The organism is Bradyrhizobium sp. 195 (assembly GCF_023101665.1).
GTDB lineage: Bacteria > Pseudomonadota > Alphaproteobacteria > Rhizobiales > Xanthobacteraceae > Bradyrhizobium.
In genome coordinates this window covers 5,983,027-6,003,135 of the sequence record NZ_CP082161.1, presented here as the reverse complement: position 1 = coordinate 6,003,135, position 20,109 = coordinate 5,983,027, and the positions used below count along the sequence as shown (strand labels likewise).

At 63.9% G+C, this 20,109-nt stretch carries 13 protein-coding genes; 9 read left to right on the top strand and 4 right to left on the bottom strand.

Annotation, left to right across the window (positions count from 1 at the left end):
- Positions 1-144 precede the first annotated feature (144 nt).
- From IVB26_RS28055 to IVB26_RS28035, 5 genes are all read left to right on the top strand, one after another.
- Positions 145-4,053, top strand: a complete 3,909-nt coding sequence (locus tag IVB26_RS28055) for a beta strand repeat-containing protein (protein WP_247968344.1) — start codon at positions 145-147, stop codon at positions 4,051-4,053.
- 207 nt (positions 4,054-4,260) lie between these two features.
- Positions 4,261-5,238, top strand: a complete 978-nt coding sequence (locus IVB26_RS28050; RefSeq protein ID WP_247968343.1) for a Bug family tripartite tricarboxylate transporter substrate binding protein — start codon at positions 4,261-4,263, stop codon at positions 5,236-5,238.
- A gap of 218 nt (positions 5,239-5,456) precedes the next feature.
- A complete protein-coding gene (locus tag IVB26_RS28045; protein ID WP_247968342.1) occupies positions 5,457-5,999 on the top strand; it encodes a tripartite tricarboxylate transporter TctB family protein in 543 nt (180 codons plus the stop codon).
- A 12-nt stretch (positions 6,000-6,011) separates the two neighbouring features.
- The gene (locus IVB26_RS28040; protein ID WP_247968341.1) at positions 6,012-7,535 is read left to right on the top strand and encodes a tripartite tricarboxylate transporter permease; all 1,524 of its coding nucleotides are present in this window, start codon (positions 6,012-6,014) and stop codon (positions 7,533-7,535) included.
- A gap of 152 nt (positions 7,536-7,687) precedes the next feature.
- The gene (locus IVB26_RS28035; RefSeq protein ID WP_247968340.1) at positions 7,688-8,569 is read left to right on the top strand and encodes an outer membrane protein; all 882 of its coding nucleotides are present in this window, start codon (positions 7,688-7,690) and stop codon (positions 8,567-8,569) included.
- A gap of 78 nt (positions 8,570-8,647) precedes the next feature.
- Here the strand turns inward: IVB26_RS28035 and IVB26_RS28030 are convergent, their stop codons facing one another.
- On the bottom strand, positions 8,648-9,841 hold the full coding sequence (locus tag IVB26_RS28030; RefSeq protein WP_247968339.1) for a CaiB/BaiF CoA transferase family protein: 1,194 nt from the start codon (positions 9,839-9,841) through the stop codon (positions 8,648-8,650).
- 118 nt (positions 9,842-9,959) lie between these two features.
- Positions 9,960-10,262: a hypothetical protein gene (locus tag IVB26_RS28025; RefSeq protein WP_247326443.1), complete on the bottom strand. Its 303-nt coding sequence runs from the start codon at positions 10,260-10,262 to the stop codon at positions 9,960-9,962.
- 202 nt (positions 10,263-10,464) lie between these two features.
- Between IVB26_RS28025 and IVB26_RS28020 the strand changes: the two genes are divergently transcribed.
- From IVB26_RS28020 to IVB26_RS28005, 4 genes are all read left to right on the top strand, one after another.
- Complete coding sequence (locus IVB26_RS28020) at positions 10,465-13,809, top strand: M10 family metallopeptidase C-terminal domain-containing protein (RefSeq protein WP_247968338.1); 3,345 nt, start codon at positions 10,465-10,467, stop codon at positions 13,807-13,809.
- Positions 13,810-14,310: 501 nt separating this feature from the next.
- The gene (locus IVB26_RS28015) at positions 14,311-15,159 is read left to right on the top strand and encodes a right-handed parallel beta-helix repeat-containing protein (RefSeq protein WP_247968337.1); all 849 of its coding nucleotides are present in this window, start codon (positions 14,311-14,313) and stop codon (positions 15,157-15,159) included.
- A 63-nt stretch (positions 15,160-15,222) separates the two neighbouring features.
- Positions 15,223-16,071 carry a right-handed parallel beta-helix repeat-containing protein gene (locus IVB26_RS28010; RefSeq protein ID WP_247968336.1) on the top strand — a complete coding sequence of 283 codons (849 nt, stop codon included), beginning with the start codon at positions 15,223-15,225 and terminating at the stop codon, positions 16,069-16,071.
- 126 nt (positions 16,072-16,197) lie between these two features.
- Entirely contained in the window at positions 16,198-16,755 is a 558-nt protein-coding gene (locus tag IVB26_RS28005; RefSeq protein WP_247968335.1) for a tetratricopeptide repeat protein, read from the top strand.
- Between the two features lie 246 nt (positions 16,756-17,001).
- On the opposite strand, the gene IVB26_RS28000 is transcribed toward IVB26_RS28005, so the two are convergent.
- A complete protein-coding gene (locus IVB26_RS28000; RefSeq protein ID WP_247968334.1) occupies positions 17,002-17,592 on the bottom strand; it encodes a prepilin peptidase in 591 nt (196 codons plus the stop codon).
- 4 nt (positions 17,593-17,596) lie between these two features.
- Positions 17,597-19,981, bottom strand: a complete 2,385-nt coding sequence (gene gspD / locus IVB26_RS27995; RefSeq protein WP_458309291.1) for a type II secretion system secretin GspD — start codon at positions 19,979-19,981, stop codon at positions 17,597-17,599.
- Positions 19,982-20,109 lie beyond the last annotated feature (128 nt).

Sequence of the window (20,109 nt, the reverse complement as noted above, 5' to 3'; positions counted from 1 at the left end):
TAGATCAAGCTCCCAGATCAAGACCCTAAGCCAAAGCTTTGATGCAAGTTCGTTGAGTCCAGTCTGATTTTTCAGACCGATTAGTCACGTCGCCGCGCTCTCGTGCGGCGGCGATTTCATGACAACGCAGGCAGGGATTTTTTCATGACCAACCACACGCCGGTTTTCACCTCGTCTTCCGCGACGGGCAGCTTCACCGAATTTGTCAACCTCAACGATTCAACAACGCTGCATACGCTGTCGGGAACGATGAGCTTCAGGGACAGCGACAGGACCGACAGCCACACGACGTCGGCGACGCTGCATTCCGCGGTGGTGTCAGGCGGAACGACCGTTCCGGCGGCCTCGCTTGCGCATTTTCAGACGGCGATGCAATCGCAAATCCTGAGCGATTCAAACGGCTCGGGCCAGCTCAAATGGAGTTTCAGCGACCAGGACCAGGATTTCGATTTCCTTGCCAAGAACCAGACGCTGGTCCTGATCTATGACGTCAAGGTCTTCGACAACCACGGCGGCTTCGCGATCCAGACCGTCAAGATCACGGTCACCGGCACCGACGACAAGCCGGTGATGAACATGACCACGGCGGCGACCGTCACCGAGCAGGCCAACCAGACGCTGTCGCTCACGCCCGACACCGTTCATGTCGCGCTCAACTTCACCGATGATGACCTCGCCAACACCGGGCACACCGCGACGGTTACAGGCGTATCCGCCTCCGGTGCCACCGCAGGCCTGTTGCCGGGCCTGTTCGGCACTGCCGAGCTGATGTCGTTCTATCACGTCGACAACGTCGTCAAGACGTCCGGCTCCTCGACCGGCGCCATCAACACCACCTTCTCCGCGCCCGATCTCGCCTTCGACTATCTTGCGGCGGGCCAGCATCTCGACATCACCTACACGGTGCAGCTCGACGACCATGCCGGCGGGATCTCGACGCAGACTGTCACGGTGACCGTGGTCGGCACCAACGACAAGCCGATATTCCTGTCGTGCCCGGAGTCCGCTGCTCTCGTCGAGAATCAAAATCTGGATTCTTCCGGCAACCTCCATGCCAGCGACAACCTGCTCTTCACCGACATTGATCTCGCCGATGCGCATACCGTCTCGACGACGGTCACCGCGACCCGTTCGGGCGGCGGTTCGATACCCCTGACGAATGCGCAATTGCTGGCCGCGTTCGGCACCGCGCTGCAGGATTCGACCGGCCATCTGATCGGGGAGGTCGACTGGAGTTTCGCGCTTCCCAACTCCTCGGCCAATTTCCTCAACGGCGGCGAGACGCTCAAGCTCGTCTATCACGTCGCGGTCGATGACGGTCACGGCGGCTCCACGACCCAGGACGTCACCATCACCATCCTCGGCGTCAACCAACCCGTGGCGATCACGAGCGGCCCGGAATCATCCACCGTCGCCGAGCAGGACGCCACGACGGGCTCATCCGCACTCGACACGACGCCGACGAGTCCGGCCGGCTCGCTTGCCTTCACCGACCAGGACACTGGCGATACGCACACCGTGACCGTGACGCTGGACTCCAGCTCGGGGCCGACGCCGCCCGCGGCGACACAGGCCGATCTCGCCGCGGCGCTGACCACGGTGCTGCACGATTCCACCGGCTCCGGCAGCGGCAGCATCGACTGGAATTTTGCCATTCCCGACAAGGATCTCGACTATCTCGCATTCAACGAGACGCTGACGGTGAACTACAACATCAAGGTCGCGGACGGCTCGACCAGTTCGACGCAGACCGTCTCGGTCGTCATCACCGGCGCCAATGACGCGCCGGTGATGACGAGCGGACCGCAATCCGCTTCACTCTCCGAGCAGCCGGGCGTGACCGGATCGCAGTCGCCGGACACCACGAGTCCGGTGCCGACGGGGACGCTGAGCTTCAACGACGTCGATCTGTCCGATGTGCATTCGGTCAGCGTGGGGCTGAATTCGGCGGTGTGGTCGGCCAATAGTTTTGCCGCTCCGGCGCAGACGCTGGTGGATCTGCAGTCGGCACTCTCGACGGTGCTGCATGATTCCACGGGTAGCGGAACCGCCAGCATCGACTGGACCTTCAGCATCCCCGATGCCGATCTCGACTTCCTCAGCGTCGGCGAGACGCTGACGGTGCAATACGACGTCAACGTCTGGGACGGCTTCACCAACTCGATCCAGACCGTCACCGTCACCATCGACGGTGCGGCCGATCCGCTGGTCCTGACGCCGCTGACGATCGCGGCATCCGATACGGCGGGCCCGGATGCGGGCACGGCAATCGCGACCGGCGCCATCTTCGACGTCACCCAGCCGGTCGACCAGAGCACGCCGCGGACCATTACGGAGGTCAACGGCAGCGCCGCCAATGTCGGCAATTCCGTCGCCGGCGCGCATGGAACGCTGGTGCTCAACGCCGACGGCTCCTACGGCTATGTCGCGGATGCGTCGGTCGACGCGCTGCTTGCCGGCGACAATGTCACCGACCAGTTCACCTTCACGGTCGATGACGGACAGGGCCACCAGGCCTCGACCACGATCACTTTCGATATCGCCGGCGCGAACGACAATCCGCAGGTCACGGCGGCCAATCTCAGTGGCGCGGTCACCGAGGATGCCGGCCCGCCGGTGATCCTCAATGGTGATTTCGAGACCGGCAATCTCGCCAATTGGACGGTGAGCGGCGGCGGCCACATTCACGTCGCGCAGCTCGAGCTCGGGGGCAGCTTCGGCCACTATTCGGTCGAGCTGTTGCCGACGAGCGTTCCGGAAACGCTGTCGCAGAACATCGCGACCACACCGGGCCAGCATTATTTCGTCAGCTTCGACGTCTTCGGCGATGCCGAGAGCGTCAATGCGCCGTTCACGGTGTCGTGGGACGGCGTGACGATCCTGGCGCTCGGCAACGTGCCGGCCGGCCTCAACCACTATGCCTTCGACCTCATCGGTGACGCCACGCTGTCGTCGACGCTGCTGCAGTTTTCCTATGAAACCGACGGCACCGGAATGATCCTCGATTCCGTCAACGTCAGCCCGGCGACCGGACCCGCCACCGAATCCACGGCGGGCTCGCTGTCGTTTTCCGACGTCGACCCTGGTGATACGCACAGCGCGAGCTTCGTCCCGAACGGCAGCGATTATGTCGGCACCTTCTCGCTCGATCCGGTCAGCGAGGCCGGCGGCGCCGGATCGCTCGCCTGGCATTTCACGGTCGACAACGCCGACATCCAGTTCCTGGCGCAGGGCCAGACCCTGACCCAGGACTATCTGGTGACGATCGCCGACAACAATGGCGGCTCGACCACGCAGGACGTTACCGTCACCATCATCGGCACCAACGACGCGCCGACCGCGGTCGGCGAGACCGTCATCACCGATGTCGGCGCCAACGCGACGGTCGAGATCCCCAGTTGGGCCCTGGCCTTGAACGACACCGACCCCGACGCGATCGACCAGCTGTCGCTCGGCAGCATCACGGCAAGTTCCGGCGGCGGTGCCGTCAACTTCAGCAACGTCTTCTTCGGCGATGACGCGACGCTCGGCGGCTCGTTCAGCTACACGACCTCCGACGGCACGACGACCTCGTCCAATGCGGCAACGGCAACAATCATCAACAACGCGGCCGGCGCGAGCGCGCTGACCGGCACCGGCGGTGATGACATCCTGATCGCCGTCAACGGGACCGAGACGATGAGCGGGGGCGGCGGCAGCGACGTCCTGATCGCGGCCGCGAGCGGCAATGCCATGACCGGCGGCGCTGGCAACGACACCTTCGCCTTCCTCCAGCCGTCCGGTCCGGGCACAATCGGCGATTTCAACAACACCACCGAGCAGGACCACATCGCGGTCTCCGCGAGCGGTTTCGGCGGCGGGTTGACGGCTGGGATGGACGTGACGTTCGAAACCTCCGGTGATGATATGTTCTCGGGATTCTCCCAGTTCCATTTCGACACCGCCAACCAGACGCTCTATTACAGCGCCGACGGAACGCAAGGCGCGGCAGTGGCCGTGGTCAGCGTCCAGAGCGGCGTGCTGCTGAACCAGCACGACATATTGGTCGTGTAGGCTGCAGCACCCGCGTTCGAAGCCTAAGGCGCGGGCTCCGCAAGGAGCCCGCTTTTTTTTGCGTCGCGTCATCTAATTCCAAAGTCATAACGGGGATGACGTCGGACGGCTTGAACTCGGCTGGATTCGCCAGCACAATGGCGTCGAATTCATCTCCGAATTTCCAATCCAAACAAGAACATAGGGAAGACGCACGTGGGACATGGAATGAAGGCCGCAATGGCGCTCGCGGCGGCCGCGCTTTGCGGCACGCCGGCTGTTGCGGGCTGGGAGCCGGCAAAGCCGGTCGAGATCGTGGTGGCGGCGGGCGCGGGCGGCGCGTCAGACCAGATGGCGCGGATGATGCAGGCCGCGATCCAGAAGAACAATCTGATGAAGCAGCCGATCGTCGTCTCGCTCAAGGGCGGCGCCTCGGGTGCGGAAGCGCTGATGTACATGAAGTCCAGCGAGGGCGATCCGAACAAGGTGCTGATCGCCTATTCGCTGATCTACATGCTGCCGCTGTCGGCGAAGATCCCGTTCAACTGGCGTGAGCTGACCCCGGTTTCGGTGGTCGCGCTCGACCAGTTCGTGCTCTGGGACAACAGCGCCGGCCCCAAGACGGTGAAGGAGTTCGTCGCGGCCGCGAAGGCCGCGAGCGCGCCGTTCAAGATGGGCGGCACCGGCTCCAAGCGCGAGGATCACGTGCTGACCGTCTTCCTCGAGCAGAAGACCGGCGCGAAGTTCTCCTATCTGCCCTACAAGTCCGGCGGCGAGGCCGCGACCCAGCTGGTCGGCAACCACACCGAAGCCAACGTCAACAACCCCTCCGAAAATCTCGAAGTCTGGCGCGCGGGCCAGGTGCGTCCGCTCTGCGTGTTCGACAAGGAGCGCATCGCCTACACCAGCAAGGTGACGGAGACGCAGTCCTGGGCCGACATCCCGACCTGCAAGGAGGAGGGGGTCGACGTGCAATATCTGATGCTGCGCGCGATGTTCCTGCCCGGCAAGGTCACGGCCGAGCAGCAGGCGTTCTATGTCGATCTCTTCCACAAGGTGACGCAGACCGCGGAGTACAAGGAGTACATGGAGAAGCAGGCGCTGAAGCCGATCTTCCTCACCGGCAAGGACATGGTGCAGTTCCTCGAGGAGGATGATGCGCAGAACAAGTCGCTGATGACGGAAGCCGGATTCGTCGCGAAGTAGCCGTCTGCCTCTTCTCCCTCGCCCCGTTCTTACCGGAAGAGGGTTGGGGTGAGGGGCTCTCTGCGCGAGTCGAGCCCGTGGAGAGAGCCCCTCACCCGGCGCTTCGTCATCGCCGAAGCTTCGGCTTCGGCGTTCCAAAAACGGCCGCGGATGCGGCCTCAACCTCTTCCCGCAAGAACGGGGAGAGGTTGATAATTCCCAGCTGTGCACCAGAGCTCATGTCCCAAACCGATCTAGAAATCGTCGTCGACGATCCGACCGCGCCTGAAGACGACTCGCCCTCCGTCGTCTCCTCCGGCACGATCGAGATCGTCGTCTGTCTCCTGTTGCTCGCGCTGGCCGTGACGCTCGGCTACGACAATTGGCGCACCGGCGCGTCCTGGGATTCGACCGGGCCCGAACCCGGTTATTTCCCATTCTATCTCTCGGTCATCCTCGGCGGCGGCAGCCTCTACGGCCTGATCGTGGCCCTGCTTGGGCGTCGTACCGCGTCCGGAACCTTCGTCACGCGCGCGCAGGCCCGCCGCGTGCTGGCGGTATTTGTGCCGACGCTGCTGTTCTGCCTGGTGATGCAGTTCCTCGGCCTCTATGTCGCGAGCTTCCTCCTGATCTCGGGCTTCATGCGCTTCGTCGGCAAGATCGCGATGTGGAAGTCGCTGCTCACCGCCTTCCTGTTCACGGCGATCATGTTCGTCACCTTCGACATCGCCTTCGACGTCATCATGCCGAAAGGGCCGCTCGAAGCGGCCTTCGGTCGCTAGGCGGAATTTGCGATGGAAGCTTTCGGTCTCCTGCTTCACGGTTTTGTCGTTCTGCTGACGTGGAAGACGGTCGTGCTGATGATGGTCGGGCTGGTGCTCGGCATCTTCGTCGGCGTGCTGCCGGGTCTCGGCGGCCCCAACGGCGTTGCGATCCTGTTGCCGCTCACCTTCACGATGGATCCGACCTCGGCCATCGTGATGCTGTCCTGCATCTATTGGGGTGCGCTGTTCGGCGGTGCCATCACCTCGATCCTGTTCAACATCCCTGGCGAGGCCTGGTCGGTCGCGACCACATTCGACGGCTATCCGATGGCGCAGCAGGGCAGGGCGGCGGAGGCGCTGACCGCGGCGTTCACATCCTCCTTCATCGGCTCGCTGGTCGCGGTGCTCCTGATCACGTTCCTTGCGCCGATGATCTCGTCCTTTGCGTTGAAGTTCGGCCCGCCCGAGTTCTTCGCGGTTTATCTGCTCACCTTCTGCTCCTTCGTCGGATTGGGGCGCGAGGCCAAGCACAAGACGGTCATCTCGATGTCGCTGGGGTTGCTGCTGGCCGGCATCGGCATGGATACCGTGTCGGGCAATCTGCGCATGACCTTCGGCTCGCCGGAGCTGCTCCGCGGCATCAACTTCCTGGTCGCCGTCATCGGCCTGTTCGGCATCAGCGAGATCCTGCTGACCATGGAGGAGCGGCTGGCGCTGCGCGGACATGCGGCGAGCATTTCGCTCCGCGTCGTGCTCGGCGTCTGGAAGGACCTGCCGAAATACTGGGTGACGCTGCTGCGCTCCTCCTTCATCGGCTGCTGGCTCGGCATCACCCCGGGCGGCGCGATCGCGGCCTCCTTCATGGGCTACAACCTTGCCAAGCGTTTCGCCAAGGATCCCGAAAGTTTCGGCAAGGGGCGCATCGAGGGCGTGTTCGCGCCGGAGACGGCGGCACATGCCTCCGGCACCTCGGCGCTGCTGCCGATGCTGGCGCTCGGCATTCCCGGTTCGGGCACCGCGGCGATCCTGCTCGGCGGCCTGATGGTGTGGGGGCTCAATCCGGGCCCGCTGCTGTTCGTCGAGCACAAGGACTTCGTCTGGGGCCTGATCGCCTCGATGTATCTCGGCAACGTCGTCGGCCTCGTGCTGGTGCTGACGACGGTGCCGATCTTCGCCTCGATCCTGCGCGTGCCGTTCGCCGCGGTGGCGCCGATGATCGTAGTGTCCTGCGCGATCGGGGCCTATGCGATCCAGAACGCGATGTTCGACATCTGGCTGATGCTCGGCTTCGGCATCGTCGGCTACGTCTTCAAGAAGATCGGCATTCCGCTGGCGCCATTCACGCTGGCCCTGGTGCTTGGCAACCGTGCCGAGGATGCTTTTCGTCTGTCGATGATCGGCTCCGGCGGCGACCTCAAGGTGTTCTGGTCGAACGGCCTGGTCGGCTCGATCACGACCCTGGCGATCGTGCTGCTGTTCTGGCCGGTGATCGACCGCATGCTCTCCCGCGTCGGATGGACGCAGCGGACCAGGGCGCCATCGCAACAAATATAATCTTTCTGATTCAATTACATAATCGACGCCGTGTCGTTGTGGTCCGGAGCGCCACACGCCGCGATTGTTTCTGGATGTTGCCGGCATGGCACAGCCTTTGGGGAGGCGGTGGCGTATGTTCCGATCACAAAATTGTGCGGAGGGGGTTCTCCATGAAGCGGATCGTGATTGGAATGGCGGCGGCGATGTCGCTGTTCGCGACGGGTGCTCTGGCTGCTGATCTCGCGGCGCGCCCCTATGTGAAGGCGCCTATCGCCGATCCAGTCTGGAGCTGGACCGGCTTCTACGTCGGCGCCAATGGTGGCTACAGCTGGGGCCGTTCGCGCACCGACGTATCCTATTTTAACACGCCGACCGGCGCACCGATCGCGCCTCCGGCCGGCTCCATCACCAATGCGGCGTTCGACATGAACGGCGGTATCGCGGGCGGCCAAGCCGGCTACAATTGGCAAAATGCCAACTGGGTCTACGGCATCGAGGGCGACCTCCAGTGGTCGGGCGAGAAGGGCAGCGCCGGCTTCAGCTGCGTCGGTACTGCCGTCGCGCCGGTCGCCGGACCCTGTCTTCCCGGCCTGACCTTCTTGCCGCCCGGCGGTCTGGCTGGCACGACGTTGACGATCGACCAGAAGCTCCAGTGGTTCGGCACGGTCAGGGGCCGCGTCGGTATCCTGGCGACCCCGAAGGTGCTGTTCTACGGTACCGGCGGTCTGGCGTTTGGCGAAATCAAGACCACAGGCACGATGACCGGCTTCAGCGCCCTTGCGCCCTTTGGCGCTCCGATTGCATCGGTCGGCTCCAACTCAACCACGCGCGTCGGCTGGACCGCCGGCGTCGGCGTCGAGGGCAAGATCACCCAGAACTGGAGCGCCAAGCTCGAATATCTCTACATGGATCTTGGACGTTTCTCGTCCGGCCCGTTCACCTTGTCGCCGGCTCTTCCCATCAGTGCCAACGTCTCGTCGCGCTTTACCGATCACATCCTGCGCGCCGGCATCAACTATCAGTTTGGTGGCCCGATCGTCGCCAGATACTGAGATCAACAGAGGCGTCCAACAAGAAGCAAAGCCCGGCCTCACGCCGGGCTTTGTCGTTGGAGACGGTGCAAGCGACGTTCACACCACCTTCGCGTCCCGCAGCTTGCTGATCTCCTCCGCAGTGAGGCCGAACTCCTTCAGCACCTCGTCGGTCTGCTCGCCGAATTCCGGCGGCCGCGCCACCATCCTGCTCGGCGTGCGTGACAGCGTCACGGGTTGGCCGACCAGGCGGATATGGCGGCCCTCGTCGTTCGGCACGTCCTGCGCGATGCCAAGATGCTTGACTTGGGCGTCCTCGAACATCTGGTCGATGGCGTAGATCGGTCCGCAGGGCACGCCGGCCTCGTTGAGCTCGCGGACCCAGGTTTCGGTCGACTTCGTCACCGTGCGCTTCTCGATTTCGGCGTTGAGCGCGTCGCGGTTCTTGGAGCGGGAAGGGGCCGTCGCATAGTCGGGATGGGCATAGAGCTCCGGTGCGCCAATCGCCTGGGCGCAGCGCTCCCAGATCCGCCCGCCCGTCGTGGCGATGTTGATGTAGCCGTCCGAGGTCTTGAACACGCCGGTCGGGATGCTGGTCGGATGGTTGTTGCCGGCCTGCTTGGCGACCTCCTGCTCCATCAGCCAGCGCGCGGCCTGGAAGTCGAGCATGAAGATCTGGGCCTGCAGCAGCGAGGTCTGCACCCACTGGCCCTTGCCCGAGACCTCGCGCTCGAGCAGCGCGGTGAGGATGCCCATGGCGCAGAACAGGCCGGCCGTCAGATCGGCGACGGGAATGCCGACCCGCATCGGGCCTTCGCCCGGTGCCCCGGTGATCGACATCAGCCCGCCCATGCCTTGCGCGATCTGATCGAAGCCGGGCCGCTTGTGATAGGGCCCGTCCTGGCCGAAGCCGGAGATGCTGCCGTAGACGATACGTGGATTGATCTTGGCGAGACTCTCGTAGTCGATGCCGAGCTTCTTCTTCACGTCGGGCCGGAAATTCTCGACCACGACGTCGGCCTTGGCAGCGAGGCGCTTGAACACGGCGAGCCCGCGTTCGTCCTTCAGGTTCAGCGTCATGGCCCGCTTGTTGCGATGCAAATTCTGGAAATCGGAACCTCGGCGCGGGCCGCCCGGCTGCTCGCCGCCGGCGTCCTCGGTCAGCGCATCGATCTTGACGACATTCGCGCCCCAGTCCGCCAGTTGCCGCACGCAGGTGGGCCCGGAGCGGACGCGGGTCAGATCGAGCACGGTGAAGCGCGACAGGGCTTCCGAGGCATGCGGAAAAGGCATCTTTGAATTGCTCCGGGACAGATTGCGGGCCTACCATAGTGCCGAAAGATCATGCGACAAGCCCGGCCCGGCGCCGATGCAGCCTGCCGAAATGCCATGCCTGATGCGGTCCCTGAGATCAGCGCGAGAGGCGCTTCAACTCCGCGCGCGCCTGTTCGGCGAGGGGGTCATCGCCGTGACGTGCGATGAAGAGCTCGAAGGCCTCCCGCGTTCCTTTCCGGCGAGCGGCTTCGTATTCCTCTGCCACGGCAACGGCGGGATCTCGGGCCATCGGCATGGAGGGCGCGCGTCCCGCCTTGCCGTTCTCGTCCGCATTGGCCTTCTCCACCATGACGGGCAGTCCTCCGAAGGGTTGATGATCCCGTCCGGCGAGCGCGGTCAGGGTGCCAAACAGGCCGGCAAGGAGTAAGCTTCGCTTCATGAAACCCCTGCAAGTCACAGGTGCCGCCGCGGGAACAGAGCTCTTGTACGGACCCGTATGACTACGGAACTTGATGGCTAACACGGTCTTATGGAAGGGGCGGAGACTTCGCGACGCAATTTAAACCAAACGTTTAACTCTCAAGCTAGAATCATGTGCTTCTGTCCCGAATCGCACGCGATGCGTTGCTCTGGAGAGTCCATTGGCTACCGCTGTTAATGTCAGTGCCACCAACAACGCCGAGATCGACGGCCTGCTATCGGGCTACAAATGGTCTGGCGCGATCACCTATAGCTTTCCCGACGCAGCCAGCGATTACTCCAATCCGTATTACGGCGGCAGCAGCGAGCCGACCAAGTCGGGCTTTGCCTCGGTGCCCACGCAGATCCAGGCAGCGATCAATTACGCGATCGGGCTGATCCTCAGTTACACCAACGCCGATATCCAGTATGCGGGTACCAACGGCGCCGACATCATGATCGCGCAGTCGCCGGCGGCCAATCCGACCGCCTACGCCTACTATCCCGGCAATTATGCATCCGGCGGCGACGCCTGGTTCGGCACCCAATACAATTTCTCTCTGGCCAAGCTCGGCAATTATTACTTCACCACCGCGCTGCACGAGCTCGGCCACGCCCTCGGCCTCAAACACAGCCAGGAGGCCGGCGGCCCCGCCAACGTCGCGGTGCCGAGCGCGCATGACGACAGCGAATACACCGTCATGAGCTATCGCAGCTATGTCGGTGGTTCGACCACGTCCGGCTACACCAACGAGGCGTACGGATATTCGCAGACCTACATGGCCAACGATATCCTCGCGCTCCAGACGATGTACGGCGCGGACTACACGACCCAGAGCAGCGGCACCGTCTACACCTGGAATCCGACCACCGGACAGGAGTTCATCAACGGCGTCGGGCAGCTCGCGCCGGGCGGCGGCGCCGGCGGCTCGGCCAACCGCATCTACGAGACCGTCTGGGACGGCGGCGGCGTCGATACCTACGACCTCTCGAACTACACGACGAACTTGAGCATCAACCTCAATCCCGGCGCCTCGTCGGTGTTCTCCTCCGTGCAGCTGGCCTATCTCGGCGACGGCCATTACGCGTCGGGCAACGTCTACAACGCCTATCTCTATAACGGCGACGCTCGCTCCTACATCGACAACGCCACCGGCGGGTCCGGCAACGACACCATCATCGGCAACGCCATCGCCAACACGCTGAACGGCGGCTCGGGCAACGATACGATCACCGGCGGCGGCGGCAACGACACCATCCTCGGCGGCACCGGCAGCGATACCGCGGTGTACTCGGGCAGCCGGGCCAACTACACGATTTCCTACAATGCCACGACGCAAACCTTCACCCTGGTCGACCTGCGCAGTGGTTCCCCTGACGGCACCGATACCGCCACGAGTATCGAGTCCTTCAAATTCGCCGATGGCACCATCGCAAGCTCCAGCCTGACGATCGTGATCGAGGCGTTCGGCTCGACGAGTGCGGTGCTATCCGGCAGCAACTATTACCTGAACAACATCTCGACCGGCACCGGGCCGACCCTGAAATTTGGCGGCTCTGTCGTCAACGCGCCCGACTACGGCACGTGGTCGGTCGTTGCCGCCGAGCAGGTGTCGGGCGGCGGTTACGACGTCGTCTGGAAGAATTCGGCGAACGCGCACTATTCCGTCTGGAGCACGGACAGCACCGGCAACTTCCAGACCACGCTTGCCGCCGCCGGCGAAGTGCTGGGGACCGATGCGTCCCTGCAGGCACTGGAGCCGACGCTCCATCAAGATATCAACGGCGACGGCACGATCGGGGTCCCCGTCATCAGCGGTGTCACGATCGAGGCGTTGGGCTCGACCAAAACGGTCCTGTCAGGGAGCACCTATTACCTGGCCGACATCTCGACCGGCACCGGACCCACCCTGAAATATGCCGGCGCTACGGTGATCGCGGCGAATTTCGGCACGTGGTCGGTCATTGCCGCCGAGCAGGTGACGGGCGGTGGTTATGACGTCGTCTGGAAGAATTCGGCGAACGCGCACTATTCCGTCTGGAGTACTGACAGCACCGGCAACTTCCAGACCACGCTTGCCGCCGCCGGCGAAGTGCTGGGGACCGATGCGTCCCTGCAGGCACTGGAGCCGACGCTCCATCAAGATATCAACGGCGACGGCACGATCGGGGTCCCCGTCATCAGCGGTGTCACGATCGAGGCGTTGGGCTCGACCAAAACGGTCCTGTCAGGGAGCACCTATTACCTGGCCGACATCTCGACCGGCACCGGACCCACCCTGAAATATGCCGGCGCTACGGTGATCGCGGCGAATTTCGGCACGTGGTCGGTCATTGCCGCCGAGCAGGTGACGGGCGGTGGTTATGACGTCGTCTGGAAGAATTCGGCGAACGCGCACTATTCCGTCTGGAGTACTGACAGCACCGGCAACTTCCAGACCACGCTTGCCGCGGCTCCCGAAGTGCTGGGGACTGATGCGTCCCTGCAGGCACTGGAGCCGACGCTCCATCAGGATCTCAACGGCGACGGCACGACCGGGGTCCCCGTCGCCCCCGTCGTCAGCGGCGTCACGATCGAGGCGTTGGGCTCGACCAAAACGGTCCTGTCAGGGAGCACCTATTACCTGGCCGACATTTCGACCGGCACCGGCCCCGCCCTGAAATATGCCGGGGCTACGGTGATCGCAGCGAATTTCGGCACGTGGTCGGTCATTGCCGCCGAGCAGGTGTCGGGCGGCGGTTATGACGTCGTCTGGAAGAATTCGGCGAACGCGCACTATTCCGTCTGGAGCACGGATAGCACCGGCAACTTCCAGACCACGCTTGCCGCGGCTCCCGAAGTGCTGGGGACTGATGCGTCCCTGCAGGCACTGGAGCCGACGCTCCATCAGGATCTCAACGGCGACGGCACGATCGGCGTCGCCATCAGCGGCGCCACGATCGAGTCGTTCGGCTCGACTAAAACGATCCTGTCAGGTAGCACCTATTACCTGGCCGACATCTCGACCGGCACCGGCCCCGCGCTGAAATATGCCGGGGCTACGGTGATCGCGGCGAATTTCGGCACGTGGTCGGTCATTGCCGCCGAGCAGGTGTCGGGCGGTGGTTATGACGTCGTCTGGAAGAACTCCGCGAACGCGCACTATTCTGTCTGGAGCACGGACAGCACCGGCAACTTCCAGACCACCCTTGCCGCGGCTCCCGAAGTGCTGGGGACTGATGCGTCTCTGAAAGCGCTCGAGCCGACGCTCCATCAAGACTTCAATGGCGACGGCACCATCGGCGCGGCGCCGCCCGCCACGGCGGGGCCCGGGACCTCCGGCGATGGCTTTGCGTTCAACTTCACCGAAGGCGGGACCTCATTGACGACTTTGTCCGAGCTACCGGACGCCATGCCCGCGCCAGCCAATGTGCAGACCACGCCGGAGCAGTGGACTCAACTGACGGGAAGCCACGACACAGCTGCGTTCGACATCGTGGCCGATTTTCTTCACAACCTGCACGGGCCCGGCTTCCTGCTCAGCTGACGGTGTGGGTCTCGTCGCGTCGAATCGACGCAGCAGGGGAATCATTCCTGTCATGGCTGGCCGGTAACCTAGCCATCGTGCGACATGCACGACGTGTTTGCGATCGAGGCTCGGCCCTGGCTGTCACCGGCGGTCGCCATGGACGAGGTTCGTGGCGTCGTGGACACGTTCTTGACGTAAGAGTCCTCACAAAATAGACACGTCGAGTTGAACCTTGAATGATCCGGCGCGACCACTAGAAAGCCCGCGGTTCATCGCGCAACAGTTGCGTGATCCGAGGTGCCAAGAAGTCTGCTTCCATTTTCCCCAGTAGCGTTGCGTACCCAATCATTTCAACACGAAGGCCGTAGTGCGAGCGCCGAAAGCGGCGGGGGAAGTTTCAGCGAAATATGAAGAATGATGCCGTAGGGCCGCGCGGGCTGCGGGCTGCGGGCTGCGGCAGCGAAGATTTGTGCATGGCAACAAGCTGGGGATCTCAGCTCAATTTCGGGAGGAAGAGAAATGCGTCGAATTGCACTCTTGGCTCTGGCTGTAGGATTTTTCGTACCGCTGATCGCATCGCAACCGGCGCATGCTCAGGCCACCAGGACGTGGGTGTCCGGCGTGGGCGATGATGCCAATCCGTGCAGTCGCACCGCCCCATGCAAGACCTTTCCCGGCGCGATCTCGAAGACAGCCGCGGGCGGCGAGATCAATTGTCTCGATTCCGGCGGTTTCGGCGTCGTGACCATCACCAAGGCGATCTCGATCTATTGCGAAGGCGTCGTCGGCGGCATCCTCGCAGCGGGGAGCTCTGGCGTCATCGTCAACGCAGCCGCGACCGATCACATCGTGCTGCGCGGCCTCGATATCGACGGGGCCGGAACCGGCATCAAAGGTGTCAACGTCCTCCAGGCAGCCTCGGTGGTCATCGAGCATTGCTTCATCAGGAACTTCAACAGCGCGGGCGGCGTCGGCGTCTTCGTCAATCCGTCAAACTTCAACTCGATGCTCATGATCCGCGACAGCGTGATCTCGCACAACGGCACCGCGGCCGACGGCGCCGGGATCAGCATCAATACGAACGGCGGCAGTTCGCGGAGCCTGATCAACAACACGGCCGTCCACAAGAACTTCGTCGGCGTGAGCGTGCAGGGATCGGCCAACGTCCAGGTCAACAATTCCAACATCTCGGAGAATATCGGTACGGGCCTCGCGCTTACCGGCGGCGCAGCGGTACGGATCGGCCGCTCGGTGATCGTCAACAATCTGGGGGCGGCGACCTCCGGGAACGTGCTGTCGTATCTGGACAACCAGATCAACGGCAACGCCCCGGACACGACGCCGGCCACCGCTGGTGGGTATCACTAAGTCCTCGGAAGTTTCCAATCTGGCAACAACGCCAAATTTTCCATTCAATTTTGGAGGTTCAACATGCGTCGTATTGCTCTATGGGCTCTTGTAGCGGGATTCCTCTTGCCATTCGCCGTGTCGCAGCCGGCTCATGCCCAGGCGACCAGAACGTGGGTGTCCGGCGTCGGCGATGACGTCAATCCGTGCAGTCGCACCGCTCCGTGCAAGACCTTCGCCGGTGCGATCTCGAAGACGGCCGCGGGCGGCGAGATCAACTGCCTGGATTCCGCGGGCTTCGGCACGGTGACCATCACCAAGGCGATGACGATTTATTGCGAAGGCGTCGTCGGCAGCATCCTCGCGTCGGGCACCAACGGCATCAACGTCAACGCCGCGGCGACCGATCACATCGTGCTGCGCGGCCTCGACATCGAGGGGGCCGGCACCGGCGTCAAGGGCGTCAACATCCTCCAAGCGGCCTCGGTAGTCATCGAGCATTGCTTCATCAGGGACTTCAACGGCGCGTCGGGAACCGGCATTTTCTCGAATCCGTCGAACTTCAACTCGATGCTGATGATCCGCGACAGCGTGATCTCCCATAACGGCGCCGCTGCCGCTGGCGCCGGGATCAGTATCAACACGAACGGCGGCAGCTCCCGGGTCCTGATCAACAATACGGCCATTCACAACAACTTCGTCGGCGTGAACGTGCTGGGATCGTCCAACGTCCAGGTCAACAACAGCAACATCTCGGAGAACTTGAGCACGGGCCTCGCCCTCAGCGGCGCTGCTGGGGTGCGGATCGGCCGCTCCGTGATCGTCAACAATCTCGGCGCAGCCACGACCGGCAACGTGCTGTCCTATCTGGACAACCAGATTAACGGCAATGCTCCGGACACGACGCCGGCTACCGCTGGCGGGTATCACTAGGCACGATCAATCGAACGAGCTCCGGGCGCGATGCGCCCGGAGCTTTTTTTGTGCCTGGCACCACTATGGATTTCTGGATGCCTGCAGACTAGTCTGGCCGCGCATATGCAGGGAGCGCGGGGTGGCATGGAGACGCTCGACAGCCAGAATCCGGGACTTTGCCGTGCGGCGCCGCAAGCGCACCGTTTTTCGCGACGGGCGGGATGGGGCTGTGCCGCCATTCTGCTGACGCTCGTCTTGGCAGTTCCGGCCCACGCCCAATCGCTCCGTCAGGGCGTCTCCGCTTTCCATCGGCAGGACTATTTGACGGCGTCCCGCATCTTCATTCCGCTCGCCGAGCGGGGCAATGCGGCTGCACAGTCCTATCTTGGTTTCCTGTTCGAGACCGGTCGCGGCGTGCCGCAGAACTACACGGAAGCCGCGATGTGGTACCGGCGGGCGGCAGAGCAGGGCGACAGCCGCGGCCAGTATTCGCTGGGCCTGCTCTACGACCGCGGCCAGGGCGTGCCGCAGGACATCGTCGAAGCCTCCAAATGGCTCAATCTGTCCACGGCGGCAGCGCCGCCTCTTGCGCGCGAGGCGCGGGCCCGGATCCGCGATGCCGTCACTACCAAGATGACGCGCGGCGAGATTGCCCAGGCCCGCCTGCGGGCGCTGGAATGGGCGCCGAGCCGCGAGCACTGACCGCCGCGCCTTGGTCTGTCAGCTCGGTTGCCTTGCGTGATTTTCGGGAGGGGCGGTGTAGCGCACCATCGCCGTGAGGCATCCCCCGGCGTTTTGTCCGACGCGTCAAATCGCTTCGCAGGATCCGCAAAGCACGCCGATTGGTAAGTCGTTGAAAAACCTGTCCCCGTCTCCCGTGCATGGGGTTGTTTTCGCGTTTGTGTGGGCGGGCCGGCCGCGGAACGACGATGGTCCTGATCCCAGGCTTCAGCCCGGCCAGCCGCCGAGCCAGTTCGTGTACCAGGTCTCTCCCAGCCAGCCGATCCAGATCGCCGGTGCCAGGAACAGCCCGAACGGCAGGAAGGCCGTGGCGCGCAGCGGCTTCCGTTGTAGAGCAGCATTGACGACATAGGCGCCGATCGCGAGCAGTGCCGCAAGCTCGATCACCGCGATCACGGTCGCAAGATCGAGCCAGGCGCCGCAGACCGCGGCGAGCTTGACGTCGCCGAGCCCGAGCCCGTCCCGGCCGCGCCAGCGGCGGTAGAGCACCATCAGCAGCAGCAGCGGAAGGCCCGAGGCCGCGGCACGGATCAGCGGCCAGAGCAGCGCCTCGGCGCCGATGTCGGGCACGAACGCGCCGGCGCGGAGCAGCGCGAGCGCGAAGGCGGCGCCGGTCAGCTCGTTCGGAATGCGGTAGTGGCGGGCATCGTTCGCCGCGATCGCAAGCATCAGGGCGGCCAGGAACGCGCCGTAGAGGCCTTCGGCGCCCGGAGCGGTGAGGAGGCTTGCGAACACGCCGAGCAGCAGGGCGATGGCGAGCGGAGCGCCCGTCCCGACATTCGCCGCCTGATCCGTCACGCCCTTAGCGCGCCGCCTTGGGCGGGTTCACGGAGATGACGGGATTGCTGGTGCCGACGAGGCGGCTGTTCATCTTGCTGCGCATTTCCTCCGCGATGACATGCGCATCGACGCCGTCCTTGATCACGGTCGGGCGGATGAACAGGATCAGCTCGGTGCGGGCGCGCGTATTGCCCTGGTGCGAGAACGCATCGCCCACGCCAGGAATGGAATCGAGAATCGGAATGCCCTGCCGTTGTCTGTTCTCGGTCTCGCTGATCAAGCCGGCGAGCAGCACGGTCTGGCCGCTGGTCACCGCGATCGAGCTCTTGACCCGGCGCTGCGAGATCGTCGGCGTCAGCGAGCCGGTGCTGCCGGCGGCCACGCTCGAGATCTCCTGCTCGATGTCGAGCACGACGTTGCCGTTGGCGTTGGCGCGCGGGAGCACGCGCAGGATGATGCCGGTGTTCTTGTAGTCGATGGTGTTGACGACGGTGTTGTTGGCGGTCAGCACGGTCGCGGTGCCGGTCGAGAACGGCACCTGGTCGCCGACCTGCAAGGTCGCCGGCTGGTTGTCCAGCACCACCAGCGACGGGTTGGACAGCACCTTGACGGTGGTGACGTTGTGGAGCGCATCGAGCACCACGCGCGGGGAATTTTCCGCGCCGATCAGAAAGTTGAAGCCGGGCAGGGCGCGGCCGAGCAGCGCGCCGGCGGCGGCGTTGACCGCGCTGGTCTGCTGCTCGATGTTGCTGCCGACCGAAGCGCTGTTGCTGACGCCGTTAATGACGTTGGAGACCGAGCCTTGCTTGCTGGCGATGAAGAACTGGACACCGTAGTTCAAGGCGTCGTTCAGCGTGACTTCGGCGATCGTCGCCTCGATCGCGATCTGGCGCTGCGGCCGGTCGATTTGCCGGATCGTCTGCTCGACGACGCGCTGCGATTCCGCGTTGGCGTAGACCAGCACCGCGTTATTGGTGACGTCGGCCGTGATCCGTACGTTTTGAAGGATCGCATTGTTGGCGGGCTTTGCGCCGGTGCCGAGCAGCGAGCCGGAGCCGTTGTCCTGGCCGGGCACGCCGGCCGCCGCAGGGGCGGGGCGGGCGGCCAGCGACGAGCCGGGAGCGCCGGTGACCGGGGTTGCGGCACCTGCGGCTGCGGTCGGAAGTGCGCTGAGCGAGGCGATCGGATTGGTCCCGGACGAGGACGTCGCGATGCCCGCGCCGGGGGAGATCTGGCCCGCCGAATTGTCGAGCGAGGAGGTGCTGGTCGCGCTCTGGCTGAACAGGATCTCGTTCAGCAGCGCCACCACCGCCTTGGAGTTGCCGTAGCGCAGCGGATAGGATTTCAGGTTCACCCCGTCCGTGTCGGAGCGGTCGAGCCGCGCGATCCAGGTCTGCGCGCGCTTGAGATATTCCGGCTTCTGGCTGACGACCAGAATTGAATTGAGGCGCCCGATCGGCTGGAATTTCACCACGTTCTGTCCCATGCCGCCTTCGCCCGAATCCATGATCTTTTCGATCTCGGAGATGAGCGGCTCGGGCGTGGAATTCCGCACCGGGAAGATGCCCACCGATTGCCCGCGCATCCAGTCGGCGTCGAAGGAGAGAATGGTGTCGACCGCGGTCGCCCGGTCGGTGCCGCTGCCGCTGACGATCAAAGTGTTGCGGGCGCTGTCGGGACGCATGGTCTGGGCCTTCACGCCGAAGGCATCGAGCAGCTTGAAGATGTTCTGGGCCGAGACGTAGCGCAGCGGCACCACGGTGATGCCTTGGCCGGCGGCGGCGTTCAGCGAGCGGTCGATGCCGCCCGGGCCGGCTTCCGGCGCCGGCAGCAGGCGATAGCCGGCGCGGTCACGGACCAGCGCGACACCGGACATGCGTAGCGCGTTCTCCAGCACGTAGACCGCATCCGCCTTGGGCACCGGCCGCACCGACGCCAGCGTCACGGTTCCCTGCACGCGCGGGTCGATCGTGTAGCCGACGTTGAGCACGTCGCCAAGGACGACCTTTGCGACGGTGGCAACCGGCGCGTTCTCGAAATTGAGGTCGTAGCCGCTGCCGCCGGCATCCTCGCGTTCGGTCAGCGCGCCACCCTGCGGGGTTGCACCATCGCTGAGATAGATCGCCGGCTTCGACGATCGCGCCTGCGCAATGCCGCTTGCGCCAGCATCGGCAGGTTGACGCGGCTGAAGATCGAGGGAGCGGACCTTGTCGGCGATGTCCTGGGCGCGCGGGTCCTTTGGATCGGCTTCGATTGATTGGTCGGCGGTCACGATGCAGGCGCCGAGCACGAAGGCGGACGACAACAGGAGGAGCGTTCCAGACAACGCTGAGCGACGGCGCAAAAGCGGCTGGACCACCCTAAACAAAACACCCCTGCCGACGCTGGAATTGACTGGAAAGTGCATCCGATCCCCCCTTGGTTCGGACGCGCAATAATTTGCGCCACGATTATGTTTTTGCTACTAAATATGTCAAGGGCTAAGGGCCTGTCGTCACCCGCCGAAGTTGTTGCTTTCAGGTCACAAGGTCAACG